This window comes from Enterococcus sp. DIV0660C, from assembly GCF_017316125.1.
Taxonomy (GTDB): Bacteria; Bacillota; Bacilli; order Lactobacillales; family Enterococcaceae; genus Enterococcus_B.
On record NZ_JAFLWA010000007.1, the window covers coordinates 1 to 13,356 of the forward strand.

Annotated in this window: 13 protein-coding genes and 1 pseudogene; 9 read left to right on the forward strand and 5 right to left on the reverse strand. The window is 35.9% G+C overall.

The features are described from left to right. The 3 genes and pseudogenes from DOK81_RS01560 to DOK81_RS01570 form a co-directional block, all read right to left on the reverse strand. Positions 1-692: pseudogene (locus DOK81_RS01560) on the reverse strand (hypothetical protein); the annotation flags it as partial. Between the two features lie 440 nt (positions 693-1,132). Further along, positions 1,133-1,477, reverse strand: a complete 345-nt coding sequence (locus DOK81_RS01565; protein WP_067481306.1) for a metal-sulfur cluster assembly factor — start codon at positions 1,475-1,477, stop codon at positions 1,133-1,135. Between the two features lie 140 nt (positions 1,478-1,617). Further along, the gene (locus DOK81_RS01570) at positions 1,618-2,556 is read right to left on the reverse strand and encodes a YitT family protein (RefSeq protein ID WP_242589842.1); all 939 of its coding nucleotides are present in this window, start codon (positions 2,554-2,556) and stop codon (positions 1,618-1,620) included. Between the two features lie 166 nt (positions 2,557-2,722). Between DOK81_RS01570 and DOK81_RS01575 the strand changes: the two genes are divergently transcribed. Then, positions 2,723-3,214, forward strand: a complete 492-nt coding sequence (locus DOK81_RS01575) for a YajQ family cyclic di-GMP-binding protein (RefSeq protein WP_206907471.1) — start codon at positions 2,723-2,725, stop codon at positions 3,212-3,214. Positions 3,215-3,349: 135 nt separating this feature from the next. Here DOK81_RS01575 and DOK81_RS01580 read toward each other — a convergent pair whose 3' ends face one another. Then, positions 3,350-5,698, reverse strand: a complete 2,349-nt coding sequence (locus DOK81_RS01580) for an ATP-dependent DNA helicase (protein WP_206907474.1) — start codon at positions 5,696-5,698, stop codon at positions 3,350-3,352. Between the two features lie 344 nt (positions 5,699-6,042). Between DOK81_RS01580 and DOK81_RS01585 the strand changes: the two genes are divergently transcribed. From DOK81_RS01585 to DOK81_RS01605, 5 genes are all read left to right on the forward strand, one after another. Continuing rightward, positions 6,043-6,669, forward strand: a complete 627-nt coding sequence (locus DOK81_RS01585; protein WP_206907476.1) for an MBL fold metallo-hydrolase — start codon at positions 6,043-6,045, stop codon at positions 6,667-6,669. 23 nt (positions 6,670-6,692) lie between these two features. Further along, on the forward strand, positions 6,693-7,397 hold the full coding sequence (locus DOK81_RS01590; protein WP_206907478.1) for a histidine phosphatase family protein: 705 nt from the start codon (positions 6,693-6,695) through the stop codon (positions 7,395-7,397). Positions 7,398-7,563: 166 nt separating this feature from the next. Then, complete coding sequence (locus tag DOK81_RS01595) at positions 7,564-8,397, forward strand: undecaprenyl-diphosphate phosphatase (RefSeq protein WP_206907483.1); 834 nt, start codon at positions 7,564-7,566, stop codon at positions 8,395-8,397. 192 nt (positions 8,398-8,589) lie between these two features. After that, positions 8,590-10,518, forward strand: coding sequence for a heavy metal translocating P-type ATPase (locus DOK81_RS01600; RefSeq protein WP_206907484.1), 1,929 nt, complete (start codon positions 8,590-8,592; stop codon positions 10,516-10,518). A gap of 203 nt (positions 10,519-10,721) precedes the next feature. Beyond that, complete coding sequence (locus DOK81_RS01605) at positions 10,722-11,177, forward strand: DUF441 domain-containing protein (protein ID WP_206907485.1); 456 nt, start codon at positions 10,722-10,724, stop codon at positions 11,175-11,177. 79 nt (positions 11,178-11,256) lie between these two features. Here the strand turns inward: DOK81_RS01605 and DOK81_RS01610 are convergent, their stop codons facing one another. Next, on the reverse strand, positions 11,257-11,904 hold the full coding sequence (locus tag DOK81_RS01610; RefSeq protein WP_206907486.1) for a DUF1361 domain-containing protein: 648 nt from the start codon (positions 11,902-11,904) through the stop codon (positions 11,257-11,259). 141 nt (positions 11,905-12,045) lie between these two features. On the opposite strand from DOK81_RS01610, the gene DOK81_RS12370 reads away from it, so the two are divergent. The 3 genes from DOK81_RS12370 to rpsT all read left to right on the forward strand — a co-directional run bounded on the left by DOK81_RS12370 (position 12,046) and on the right by rpsT (position 13,292). After that, positions 12,046-12,174 (forward strand): hypothetical protein, encoded by a 129-nt coding sequence (locus tag DOK81_RS12370; RefSeq protein ID WP_256869128.1) that lies wholly within the window; start codon positions 12,046-12,048, stop codon positions 12,172-12,174. 180 nt (positions 12,175-12,354) lie between these two features. Continuing rightward, positions 12,355-12,624, forward strand: a complete 270-nt coding sequence (locus tag DOK81_RS01615) for a hypothetical protein (RefSeq protein WP_206907487.1) — start codon at positions 12,355-12,357, stop codon at positions 12,622-12,624. Positions 12,625-13,037: 413 nt separating this feature from the next. Further along, the gene (rpsT, locus tag DOK81_RS01620) at positions 13,038-13,292 is read left to right on the forward strand and encodes a 30S ribosomal protein S20 (RefSeq protein WP_067481289.1); all 255 of its coding nucleotides are present in this window, start codon (positions 13,038-13,040) and stop codon (positions 13,290-13,292) included. Positions 13,293-13,356: the final 64 nt, after the last annotated feature.

Here is a 13,356-nt window from a genome sequence, read left to right on the forward strand (position 1 = left end):
CTTGTTGTATCTGTGGTACTACTTGAATCTGTCGTGCTCGTGCTTGTTGTATCTGTGGTACTGCTTGAGTCTGTCGTGCTAGTACTTGTTGTATCTGTATTACTGCTTGAATCTGTCGCGCTCGTACTTGTTGTATCTGTATTACTGCTTGAATCTGTCGTGCTCGTGCTTGTTGTATCTGTGGTACTGCTTGAGTCTGAGTTTTCTTCAGCCAAAATCATTTCAGTTTGAGCGTATGGGGTTAAGTGATTGCTGTCGCCTTCCACCCCGTCTTTAATTTTAATAGTAAATAAACATGGCTTGTTAGAATAAGCGTTTAACGTTACGGAAAAACTACATACGCCACTATTTCCATCGATTTTTAAGTCATCATGATCATTAATTGTCAGATTAGGATCTACATTTTCAAAAGCAACTATTGCTTGTTCGATTGCTTCCTGATCACCAGAAAAGCTAACAGATGTGTTAATATTGATTGTTTCCCCCACAGCTAATTTTTTTACACCGGAATTATAGTCTGAAAACTCTCCAGTAAACTTGATGTTATTGACATTCCCGTATGTTGACTGTGTCCAACTAGAAACTTGACTATTCGCCATTTCTGATTGGTTTGGTTGATAGAAAATTTCCCCGAGATTTACTAATGGACTGATTAATAATGATGATGCAAAGAATAAACTACTTATTTTCATATACAAAACCTCTTTTCTTTTCTATTCTGCTCTCAACAGTATCGATATCAGCAAAAGGTTTCAAGATATAGACAATTATTCTAATCGATTATTTACGATAATGTGAAATTCTTTTTTTTTATCTCATATTCCCTCTCATATAACGTTTTCGTGTCTTTTTTATAAAATAACTAACGAAAGAATTCGATTAATTGGCTAATTTCTTATAAATTTTTCACCTACAAAATAAGCTAGAATTCCATTTCATTTGTTTCTTAAAAAAATTCTCAATAACATGACTCGGTGCCTAATTTGCTGTTTCTAAATTGCACGAAAACTTTTTAACATTGGATGATTTTGATGAACATCTGACTAAAAACAGAACAAAAAAACTCCTTCACTAGCATCTGAGCTAATAAAGGAGCAACAATTTTCTGTTTTATTTAAAATGTGTAAATTCTTTATCTAATCCCCAAAGCAATTCGAGCATAACGACTCATCTTATCCGTCGTCCATGCTGGGTACCACACAAGTTTCACTTCGACTTTCTTCACTTCTTCGACTTCACGTAAAGCATCGTGAATGGAGTCTGTTAAGATATCTGCTAATGGGCAGCCCATCGTTGTTAAGGTCATTTTGATTACCGTGTCGCCATCTTCTGGATTGAATTCAATATCATAAATCAAACCTAAGTTAACGATATCGATTCCTAATTCGGGATCGATTACTGTTTCTAATGCAGAAAGGATTCGTTCTTTGATTGCTTCTGTTTCTTGTGCAGACCAGTCTTGGTTTGCTTCTGTCATAGTCGACACTCCTTCGTCCAATTTTGTTTATCATACTCTCTTTTTTCTGATTTGTAAATGAGAATTATAACGTTCATTTCTCGTTTAGCGTTACGTTTTTTTATCTACCAAGAATTTATATTAAAGTTATTATTAACTGCTCATCTTTTTTTACGGTTTTGTTTATTTTTAGGTTCAGGTAAAACTCCTGTCGAGCGATAGGTTTTTTGTTCCTGTTCATTTGCAAAACGACCAAAAACAGATTGTGTTGGCAGAATGTTAATAAAGGCATCTTCATCAATTTCGTGAACGATTTGATCTAAATCGTACAACTCATAACGCGTGATCACCATCATGATCATTTTGCCTTCTTTTTTTGAATAGCCACCAACTGAAGGTAATAAAGTAAGTCCACGCACCATATTTTTCATTATTTCTTCGGTTACTTGGTCTGGTTTGACCGTTACGATCATTGCTGTTACTTTCTGGTGACTTGTATGGATCGCGTCGACTACCTGCGTCAAAGCGTAAATCGAAATAATTGTATATAATGCACTTTCCCAGTTGAAAAAGAAACCAGCAATTACAACAATGATACCATTTAAGATAAACATGTAATTACCAACAGTCTTCCCAGTTGTCTGCGATAAAACTAACGAAATGATATCCATACCGCCAGTTGTAAAGCCCATTTTAAGAGACAAACCTGCACCGATTCCTAGCAAAACACCACCAACTAAAGCATTCATCAAAATATTATCTGTTACGTGTCCTACTGGCATAATCGTTGTCATCAACGATACGCCTAGAACATTGATAAAACTTAAAATCGTCGATCCTTTACCAACTTTTAAAAAACCTAAGATAAAAACAGGGATATTTAATATAAAGATAAAGATTCCGGTATCAGCTTGGATATGGAACCACTCATACAACAAAGAAGCAATGATTTGCGCAATCCCGTTCATTCCCGCAGAAAAAACATTTGCTGGGATCAAAAAATAATTCAAAGCAACAGCTGCTGTTACCCCGGTTATCAAAATCACCACTAATTTCTTCAGCATTTCATTTTTTTGATAGACAGTCATCACTTTGCTCATGAGCACCTCTCCTCTACACCTTATTTCAAATGTAAGAATAACAGTTTCTTAATTAAAATAAAACACCTGTTAGATAAATGAGAAGAATTTTAACAAACGCTACTTTATAAATGAGGCACTATGCTACAATAAAAGAAACTGACTGTGAAAATAAGGAGGAATATCCATGGCAAAAGATGCAAGTTTCGATATCGTTTCAGAGGTAAATATGGAAGAAGTAAAAAATGCAATTCAACAAACAACAAAAGAATTAACCAATCGTTTCGATTTCAAAGGGTCTACAGTTGAAATCAAATTAGAGCAAAATCGTTTAGTCGTTTTAGGTGATGATGATTTTAAATTAGAGCAAATCAAAGATGTTTTGCTAGGTAAATTGATTAAGCGAGGTGTTCCTATTAAAAACATTCATTTTTCTGACTCTGAACACGCACTGGGTGGAAAGGCTAAACAAAATGCTGACTTAGTTAGTGGAATAGATCGAGAAAATGCGAAAAAAATCACAACAGCAATCAAGAATGCCAAGTTAAAAGTGAAGGCACAAATTCAAGAAGATCAAATTCGGGTAACGGGTAAAAGCCGTGATGATTTACAAGAAGTGATTTCTTTGTTAAGAAAACTTGATTTGCCGATTGAATTGCAATTTACTAATTACCGTTAAAAATTGTGATGTAAAATGATTAACTTCAAGTAATAAAGCGTCTTTTCTAAAAATAGCTTCTCCTATTTTATCTAAAGGGAACTTATTACTAAAGAAGGAGCCGACATTATCGATTGTCGACTCCTTTTTTGGTGTTTATTTTGTCGTTTGTTGCCAAAATTTATCTACCGTTTCATCAAGCCCACTTAATGTTTGGACCTTTGCAGCATTTTGCCAATGTTTAGGAAACAGTTGACTATAAGTTGGACTAGCAAAGCGGCGATCTGCTAATACGATAATTCCTTGATCGGTCATATCTCGAATCACTCGACCGGCAGCTTGCAATACTTTATTCATTCCCGGCAATTGATACGCGTAAGCAAATCCAAGTTGCTCCTTTTCATCATAGTATTCTTTAATCAATTCTTGCTCGTGATTCATTTGAGGTAACCCAACACCAACGATCATGCTGCCAATCAAACGAGTTCCCTTTAAATCAATACCCTCTGAGAAAATACCACCCAATACGCAAAATGCGATCAATGTTTCTTGTGGATTTTCCTGAAAGTTCAATAAAAATGTTTCGCGCTCATTCTCATCCATTTTTGTTTCTTGAATCAATACTTTCACTTCAGGATACTGTTTTTTAAAGACCGTCACCACTTGATCCAGATAGCTATAAGAAGGAAAGAAAACAAAATAATTTCCTGTTTTTGCTTGTGTGAAATGCGCAATCGTTTCAACCAATGCCGGTAAGCTTGCTTCTCGTTTTCGATAAGTGGTTTCAAGATAACTTGCAACAATCACTTGCTGATTTTCCTCAGGAAATGGACTTGGTAAACGATACGCCAAACTATCTTTTCCACCTAATGTTTCTTGATAGTAAGATAATGGAGAAAAACTAGCAGAAAACAATACACTGCTCCGTCCTTTTGCTAGCGACTGTTCAAGAAAATAACTTGGATCGATGCAAAATTCCTTCACTACCAAATCGTACAAGTTCTTCTCAACTGTTGTTTCATAGTGATCATCGTAAAATTCACTGATTTTCAAAAAATGCAACACCTCAAAGTAATAAGATAATAACTGTTCTTGCACGGGATGCTCTGGATATTCAGCTAGCCATTCTTTGATGTATTCACTGACTTGGTACAGTGATTTGGTCAATGAGTCTGCAGAAGCTTTTTGATGGTGATAAGTTTTAGTCTCTAGCGCTTGCTCAATTTGTTTAAATTCCTTTTCTACCTTTGTCAATCTCCGCTGTAATTTAGCGTATTCTTTGGGAATAGCTTCTTTGACTTTCTTCGTTTTACTATAAGAGATCTCTGCTGAATACATCTCTCTTGAGCGCCCCACCAGATTATGTGCTTCGTCGATCAGAAAAAGATTTTCTTCATTCTTTTCTTCTTCAAAAAATCGTCGCAAATAAACAGTCGGATCAAACAAATAATTGTAATCACCAATAATCACATCACACCAAAGACTTGCATCTAAAGATAATTCAAACGGACACAACGTATGTTTTTTTGCATATTTTTCAATCACTTCTCTGGTCAGTTGATTTTCGTGATTCAATAGATCCCATAAACCTTCATTGATTCGATTATAATAACCATTGGCATAAGGACACTGATCCGGGTTACAAGTTGTTTCTGTCAAAAAACAAATTTTATCTTTTGCAGTAATTGTGACACTTTTTGCTTGCGCCCCAACATCTTTCAATGCAACTAGAGCATCTTCGGCGACTTGTCGTGTGATTGTTTTGGCTGTCAAATAAAAAAGTCGTTCTCCTTCACCTTCGCCAATTGCTTTTAACGTTGGGAACAACGTGGAAATCGTTTTCCCCGTCCCTGTAGGCGCTTCGACAAAAAGTTTTTGCTTTGTCCGAATCGTTTTATAGGCCGCAACAGCAAGTTCACGTTGACCTTTGCGATACTGTTCGTAAGGGAATTTCAATGCCATCAACGACGCATTCCGAACAGTCCGCCAATTTTCAGAAAAAATCAGCCATTCTTGATAATCCTCAACTAATTTTGTAAAAAAAGTATCTAACTCATCAATCGTTTGGTGCTCGATTTTTCGAGTAATAATTTCTTCCGTTGTTTGGAAATAAGTCAATTGTAAATTGATTTCTGGCAAGTCATGCTCCTGACTATAGATATAAGCATACACTCGTGCTTGATGAAAGAACAATTCAATTTGCTCTGGTTCTAAATCTTCAAAGCGTGGTTCAGAAGTCTTGATTTCATCGATATAGTAAATGCCCTCTTTTTGAAAGATCCCATCTGCTCTGCCTTCAATCGTTAATTGGTAACCGTCCAAATCTACCGTTTTTTTAAGAAACACTTCTTTTTCATAGGTTTCTCCGCCTTGCTTTTGCAACTTCCGGTGAATTTTTGCGCCTTCTAATGCGGTATGGTTACTCTTTTTGCGATTATCAATGCTTCCTCTTTTTAAAATGAATTCAACAAGATTTCGCACAGAGATTTTTGATTGTTTCACCACATCCGCCTCCTTCTTTCGTCTATAAGATTACCTGAAAAAAACTCATTCGCAAAGGATGAAACACAATAAACGAACTTTTTCTTTTTTGGGCAAAAAAATACCCTGCTGGATGGGCAGGGATATAGGATATAGAATTTGGATTTTTGGATGAGATAAATATAACAAGGTCAAATTAAAATGTGATGAAAACTCCCTATCCTTCCGTTTAAAATATGTAAATACTTTTCATATAGTCTGATAATTCAGATAAGTGGGCTTTTTGTTCGATTAGGATGAATACGTTATAATATAGTAAGGATTAATAAGTCATTCGACTTGTTTAAAAACATATTGGAGGAATTCTTATGCACATTGAACGTCTAAAAACTGGGCCAATTGAGGAAAATTGTTACTTAGTCTACAACGATGAAGCGCTACTAATTATTGACCCAGGAGAAGACGCTGATTTGATTCGTCAACAAATCACTAAAACAACACAGCAACCTGTAGCTATTCTGTTGACGCACACACATTATGATCATATCGGCGCCGTTGAAGAACTACGTCATTTTTATGACATTCCTGTTTATGTTAGCCCACTTGAACAATCTTGGTTAGGTGATCCTATGCTTAACCTTTCAGGACTTGGTCGTCACGATGATATCAATAATATTATTGTCGCCCCTGCTGACTATGAATTCGAAATGAAAGAATATACACTCGGAGACATTCATTTCCAGGTCGTTCCTACTCCTGGACATTCAATTGGGAGTGTCAGTTTTATTTTTGATGATTTCGTCGTTTCTGGTGATGCATTATTCCGCGGAAGTATCGGAAGAACAGACTTGTACACTGGCAATCTAGAACAATTGTTGCACAGCATCAAAACACAGCTATTTGTTTTACCAAATGAATTCGCTGTCTATCCAGGACATGGTGACGCGACTACAATCGAATATGAAAAACAAACAAATCCATTTTTCAATGCATAATTTATTTTAGGAGGAATGTTCAAATGACTGAAACAACTCTTTATATTGTCAGACATGGGAAAACAATGTTTAATACGATTGAGCGTGTTCAAGGCTGGTGTGATACCCCACTTACTCGTGAAGGAAAAGAAGGCATTCGTCATCTAGGACTCGGATTACGAGAAATAGAATTTGCTTTTGCTCATTCAAGTGATAGTGGTCGCGCAATTGAAACTGCTCGTACTGTTTTAGAAGAACATTTAAAAGGAAAAGAAATCCCATATTCAATCGATCCACGAATTCGTGAATGGTGTTTTGGATCACTTGAAGGTGGTTACGACAAAGAAATGTGGGGGGTCATTCCTCGTGTCTTAAATTTTAAGACACCTGATGAAATGTTTACAACTGACGTAACCTTCGAACAAATTGCAAATGCTGTGTACGATCTAGATACTGCTGGATGGGCTGAGACTTACCAAACATTGAGAGAACGTGTATGGAATGGTTTTGAAGATATCGCACATCATTGCGAGAAACATGGTGGCGGAAATGTTCTAGTCGTTTCACACGGATTAACGATCGCCTTCTTACTGAACTTGATCGATGAAAAACAACCTGTACGTGCGGGTTTAAAAAATGGTAGCGTGACAAAAGTTTCTTATCAAGATGGAAAATTTGCGATTTTAGGAATTAATGATGTCAGCTATATTGAAAAAGGAAAGGCACTTACTCGTGATTCTTTCCTATAATAAAAAATAAATTAAAAACAACTGCGTGAACATTCTTCACACAGTTGTTTTTTTGTGTGCTGAAAAGAACTTTAGAAATTTTTTCTTAATATTTCAAAACAGTTTGGTTTTCAAAAAAAAGAACGGTATACTATAACATGTATTTTGTTTGGAAAGGAAGGAATTTATGTTTTTTGCAAATGTTATTAAAGCAGTTATCTTGGGAATCATCGAAGGTATTACCGAGTGGTTACCTATTAGTAGTACTGGCCATTTGATTTTAGCTGATGAGTTCATCAAACTTGATGCTAGCACACAATTCATGTCCATGTTCAATGTGGTCATCCAATTAGGGGCCATCTTAGCCGTCGTTGTTCTTTATTTTCATAAGCTAAATCCATTTTCACCTAGTAAAACAGCAATTGAGAAAAAAGATACTTGGTCATTATGGTTCAAAGTGGTGGTTGCTTGTTTACCAGCTGTAATCATTGGGTTACCACTTGATGATTGGTTGGAGGAACATTTCCATAACTTTTTATCCGTTGCTATTGTTTTGATTATTTATGGGATCGCATTTATCATTGTTGAAAAAAGAAACAAAACAAGAAAACCTCGTTGGGAATCTTTAAACGATTTTACGTATCAAGCAGCTTTGATGGTCGGTCTATTCCAAGTATTAGCACTTGTTCCCGGCACTTCTCGTTCTGGTGCAACTATTTTAGGTGCAATCATCATTGGCGCTTCACGTTTTGTTGCAACTGAATTTTCATTCTTCTTAGGCATTCCAGTTATGTTTGGAGCTAGCGGATTGAAAATCGTGAAGTATTTGATGGAAGGCAATACTTTCGGGACTGAGGAAACCGTCGTTTTACTGGTGGGTACACTTGTTTCATTTATTGTTTCTATTTTAGCCATCAAGTTCTTATTAAGTTACTTGAAGAAGAATGACTTTACTGCTTTTGGTTGGTACCGAATCATTCTAGGAATTATTTTAATCGGTTATTGGTTTATTAATATGTAGAACATAAAAAGAAGCTGGGATCAATAGATCCTCGCTTCTTTTTTTATTTGTTTTATTGATAATAATTACTATCTGAAAAATAAATAAAATCATATAAAACAACTGATAACCATTATCGTTCTCAATTAGCATATTTTATTATCAATTAGGTTTTGACTATGCTATAGTAATTTTGAGAAGGAGGAATGCCCAATGACACTTTTAAAAAGAAAAGCATTTATTTCTACGATTTTTTGTTTTATATTTATGAGCTTAGGCTTTATTTTTACTAAACTTGCCCTCCCCTTTGCCCCTTTCTTGTATCTTTTGGCAATTGGAATTGGTGGCTTTAAGCAAACAAAGGAAGGCTTGACTGAATTATTTTCCGACCATACATTAAATGTCGATTTGCTCATGGCTCTCGCTGCTATCGGTGCATGTCTGATTGGAAATTATTTTGAAGGTGCCATGCTGACATTTATTTTTTGTTTAAGTGGTGCGCTAGAAGAATATACGACAAATAAAAGTCAAAAAGAAATCACTGCGTTGATGAACTTGCAACCACAACGAGCCTTACAGCTTTTCGAGACTGGTGAAACAAAAGAAGTCGATGTAACTCAGTTAACAATCAATGATAAAGTCTTTGTTCCTAAAGGTGCGGCGATTCCGATCGATGGTCAATTGATGAGTGCAGCAGCGACAATTGACGAAGCAGCGATTAGTGGTGAATCTGTACCAGTGGAAAAACAGCAACATGATCCCGTCTTCGCAGGAACGTTAAATCAAGGAAATCCCTTCACGATGACAGTAACAAAACTTAGCTCTGATACAGTTTTTGCTAAAATTATCCAACTTGTTGAGGAAGCACAAAATACGCCAACGAAAACAGCTTCCTTTATCGAACGAATCGAAAATACGTATGTCAAATTCGTGCTACTTAGCGTTCCGCTGATGATTCTTCTCCCTCACTTTTTGGTTGGATGGACTTGGGAAGAAAGCTTTTACCGTGGAATGGTCTTGCTCGTTGTCGCTTCACCTTGCGCCCTCGTTGCGTCCGCGACACCAGCAACTTTGGCTGCTTTATCCAATGCCGCTAAAAATGGGATTTTGATCAAAGGTGGCATTCATTTAGAACAGCTGGCTGAATTAAAAGCAATCGCTTTTGATAAAACTGGAACACTAACTCGTGGAAAACCAATCGTAACTGATTCCTTCTTCTTAACAGATGATCCAATCACTAAAAATGTTTTGGTTGCTATGGAAAGCCAAACGACACATCCATTAGCTGAAGCAATCATCAATCATTATGAGCTTCAATTAACAAAGGAGCTTCAGCAGTTGACGGTTGAAGAAATCACTGGCTTTGGCCTCACTACGAATTACCAAGGGAAACGATGGCATGTCGGAAAACACGCTTACTCACTAGCTGAGATCAAAAAGGATGAAAAGCTAGCAACTCTTGTTGAAGAACTAGAAAAACAAGGAAAAACCGTTATTTTCTTTTCAAGAGAGAATGAACTATTAGCGATTCTCGGTTTATTAGACGTCCCTAAGACAAATGCAGCAGGTGCAGTCCACTATTTCAATGAATCTGGCATCCATACTAGTATGATTACTGGTGATAATCTTGGTACTGCTAAAGCAATAGCTACCCAAGTTGGTCTTTCTGCTTTTCACGCCGGCTGTACACCTGAAGAAAAAACAGCAATTATCAAGCAAGAACAAACACAATATCAAACGAACGCTATGGTTGGTGATGGTGTGAATGATGCACCAGCTTTAGCTACTGCTACTCTTGGTGTAGCTATGGGAAAAGGAACTGATATTGCAATTGATGTGGCCGATCTCGTTTTAATGAATAGTGACTTAGACAAATTAGTTTACAGTCATCGTCTTTCTTTAAAGTTAAAGCGAATCATCAAACAAAATATTGTCTTTTCCATTGGTGTCATCATTTTGTTAATTCTTTCAAACTTTCTTCAATTCCTAAACTTGCCCTTCGGTGTTATTGGTCATGAAGGCAGTACTATTTTAGTGATTCTTAATGGATTACGAATGTTGCAGCCACTTGCTCCTTTGAAAAGCGACAATTCTGATCGATGTACGTCTTGTCCGTTGTATCAAGCTGCGATTACTCATTAAAAATGAAATGGTTGTGAAGTACAGTTTGTCTTTATGAAATAGAAATTACTTTCTGATTTCTTAAAGCACAAACAAGTATTCACAGCCTTTTTTTGTAAATCGACTGCCTTATTGACAATCTTCTCATTGCTTCAAGATTTATCGACTTTTGTTTGGATAATTGAAATGGTATGATTAACTTCTAGATAAAGGAGGTCTCTTAAATGGAAAGCTGGTTATTTCTTGGTCTTATTTTATTGATTGCATTTATTGCAAAAAACCAAAGCTTACTAATTGCCACAGGTTTTGTACTATTGCTTAAATTAATCCCCATCTCCAAAAATATCTATCCTTGGCTTCAAGGAAAAGGGATCAATATCGGGGTCACGATCATCACTGCAACGATTTTGATTCCAATTGCCACCGGTGAAATTGGTTTAAAAGATTTATTAGAAGCCTTTAAATCACCGATGGGCTGGGTTGCTATTTTTTGTGGTGGTTTAGTTGCAGTCCTTTCCTCAAAAGGAGTTGGGCTGATTGCTTCCGATCCTCAGATTACCGTAGCTTTAGTGTTTGGTACAATTCTTGGTGTTGTTTTCTTAAAAGGAATCGCTGCTGGTCCAGTTATTGCATCTGGCATCGCCTATTGTATCTTGCAACTTATTTCAATCGGAAAGTAAAAAAAGCTTACCTTTGGTGTACTCGAAATCAGCCGTATTTTCGGCGATTCAGTCACACTAAGGTAAGCTTTTTTTCTATTTAGTTGATCCCTTCTGTTTCAATGACAACTTTTTTTATAAACCAAAACATAAAAAATAGCCAAAGATGAAAAATAGTAAATAACAAAATAATCAACAGTTTTTCAAAATTCCATTCAATAAAGGCAATTTGAATGACACGTAGAGGCTCTTTGAACAAATAAATCGAATGAATTCTTGGTGGAAATCTTCCTACATACACACCTAGCGAAGATAAAAACGAAAAAATCATCAAAGAACCATTTTTCAGCATTCTTGTTTGCCCGAACAACGGGAACGTGGCAATTATTTTTTCAGCTAAAACAAATCCTAATAAGACGTACGTAAAAACCAATAATGCTAAAATAATGAATAATGTCCAGTGTCTGACATCTGGTATCCCTGCTAACTTAGCCGGCGCATAAATGTGTAGCCTTTTTACGTGAACGAAATCTGTTAATAAGTACGGAATATTTGGAAAAAAAAGTAACCAAATCGGCATTAATAGATAGCTACTCCTTTTGGTCTTATTTCGTAATATCTGGTAGGATAGTTCTATAGGAAGATAGGCCAGAAACGTGTTGACTGGTAAAAAAACCAATGGTGTATCTGGAATGAATGTGACAATCATGGCAATCGCTGTCAACAAACGAACAACCCAAATAAACATCGAACCACTCCTTTTCTTTCATATTGTAACGAATAATTTCGCGTAATGCACTCTACTTTTCGATAAGAACATTGATATTTTGCTGTTTCTTAATAAATGATTGTGTAAGATCCATGGTATACTGATAGGGAGGTGAATACAATGTTAGAAAAAATAAAATATTTCTTTGGGACTATTGGCTGGTTTGTCTTGGCTATTCTATTGATTTTAGGCTTAGCATATGTTCTCTTTCCTGACTTGATCCAAAATGTTTTTCAATTTAAATTTTAAATCATCACGAGTGCTTTTTATCAATCTTTTGGTCGTTCAAGAGTTGCTATCCAGGTCGAAAGACTTCTGGAGGCAACTCTTTTCTTTTTTGGCTCAAACACACTTTTTTTGCTATACTAGGTGTTAAGAACATCAGCAAATGATGTCAGATTGCAACAATAATCAGAAAGGAAGACGCTCATGGAAACCTTTGAAGGTCTTTTAATAGATACTTATGTACTACAAGAACAACCAATGATGCTAACTGGCATCAATCTTCAGCTTGAAGACCGCGTAATTAACGGCTTGTTAAAAGACCGTTATTTAGCTAAATATATTTTACGCCTACCATTGAACAAATATATTCTAGAAGTTTCAGGAAAATGGAATCGCAGAAATCAATTAGTCATCAAAAAAATGATGATCAAAAATATTGATGAATATATCAAAATCGTTGGCACACCTGAGTAACTGTTTTCATGATATTTTCAAAGTTATAAAATAACTATTTTTTTCAATCAGAATCGTTTATTAAATCAAGAATGTAATCCCTTTTCAAAAAACACTTTGCAAACGGTAGCACTTGTTATATAATATCCATGTACCAAACATTCCCATTCAAATTTTGTTTTAAAATATAGATCTAATCTAGTTTGGTTAACGCTATTGTCTCCCACAATAGCGTTTTTTTGTTCTCACATTCTTTTCACTCGCTATCTAGTCAGTCATTTGCTGATATTCAATTAAAAAATTTTGCTCTTTTGCTGTTAAGGAAAAAAACTTGTCATGTTCATATTGCAAAGCTAGCTTCCTTTAGGTATAATAATGAATGTTGAATTATGCGGTAACTCGCGTAAGAACTTATTTTATCGGAGGTGAAACTAATGCCAAACATTGAATCTGCAATTAAACGCGTTCGCACAAGCGAAAACGCTAATGTAAAGAATTCATCTCAAACAAGCGCTATGCGTACTGCTGTCAAGAAATTCGAAGACGCTGTTGCTTCAGGTGCTGAAAACGTAGATGCGTTATATAAAGAAGCTGTTAAAGCAATCGATATGGCTGAGTCAAAAGGTCTAATCCACAAAAACAAAGCTAACCGCGACAAATCTCGTTTAAGCAAAAAAATCGCTAAATAGTAAAAGAATCGGCTGAGGCCGATTTTTTTATTTGCTGATTTGACAAACAAGGGAGGGACAAAAC

What these genes read in the sequence shown, in the direction of transcription:
- DOK81_RS01605 (WP_206907485.1), top strand. Translation starts at nt 10,722, where the DNA reads ATGGAAAGCTGGTTATTTCTTGGTCTTATTTTATTGATTGCATTTATT.
- DOK81_RS01595 (WP_206907483.1), top strand. Translation starts at nt 7,564, where the DNA reads ATGTTTTTTGCAAATGTTATTAAAGCAGTTATCTTGGGAATCATCGAA.
- DOK81_RS01575 (WP_206907471.1), top strand. Translation starts at nt 2,723, where the DNA reads ATGGCAAAAGATGCAAGTTTCGATATCGTTTCAGAGGTAAATATGGAA.
- rpsT (WP_067481289.1), top strand. Translation starts at nt 13,038, where the DNA reads ATGCCAAACATTGAATCTGCAATTAAACGCGTTCGCACAAGCGAAAAC.
- DOK81_RS01610 (WP_206907486.1), bottom strand. Translation starts at nt 11,904, where the DNA reads ATGTTTATTTGGGTTGTTCGTTTGTTGACAGCGATTGCCATGATTGTC.
- DOK81_RS01590 (WP_206907478.1), top strand. Translation starts at nt 6,693, where the DNA reads ATGACTGAAACAACTCTTTATATTGTCAGACATGGGAAAACAATGTTT.
- DOK81_RS01600 (WP_206907484.1), top strand. Translation starts at nt 8,590, where the DNA reads ATGACACTTTTAAAAAGAAAAGCATTTATTTCTACGATTTTTTGTTTT.
- DOK81_RS12370 (WP_256869128.1), top strand. Translation starts at nt 12,046, where the DNA reads ATGTTAGAAAAAATAAAATATTTCTTTGGGACTATTGGCTGGTTTGTC.
- DOK81_RS01570 (WP_242589842.1), bottom strand. Translation starts at nt 2,556, where the DNA reads ATGAGCAAAGTGATGACTGTCTATCAAAAAAATGAAATGCTGAAGAAA.
- DOK81_RS01585 (WP_206907476.1), top strand. Translation starts at nt 6,043, where the DNA reads ATGCACATTGAACGTCTAAAAACTGGGCCAATTGAGGAAAATTGTTAC.
- DOK81_RS01615 (WP_206907487.1), top strand. Translation starts at nt 12,355, where the DNA reads ATGGAAACCTTTGAAGGTCTTTTAATAGATACTTATGTACTACAAGAA.
- DOK81_RS01565 (WP_067481306.1), bottom strand. Translation starts at nt 1,477, where the DNA reads ATGACAGAAGCAAACCAAGACTGGTCTGCACAAGAAACAGAAGCAATC.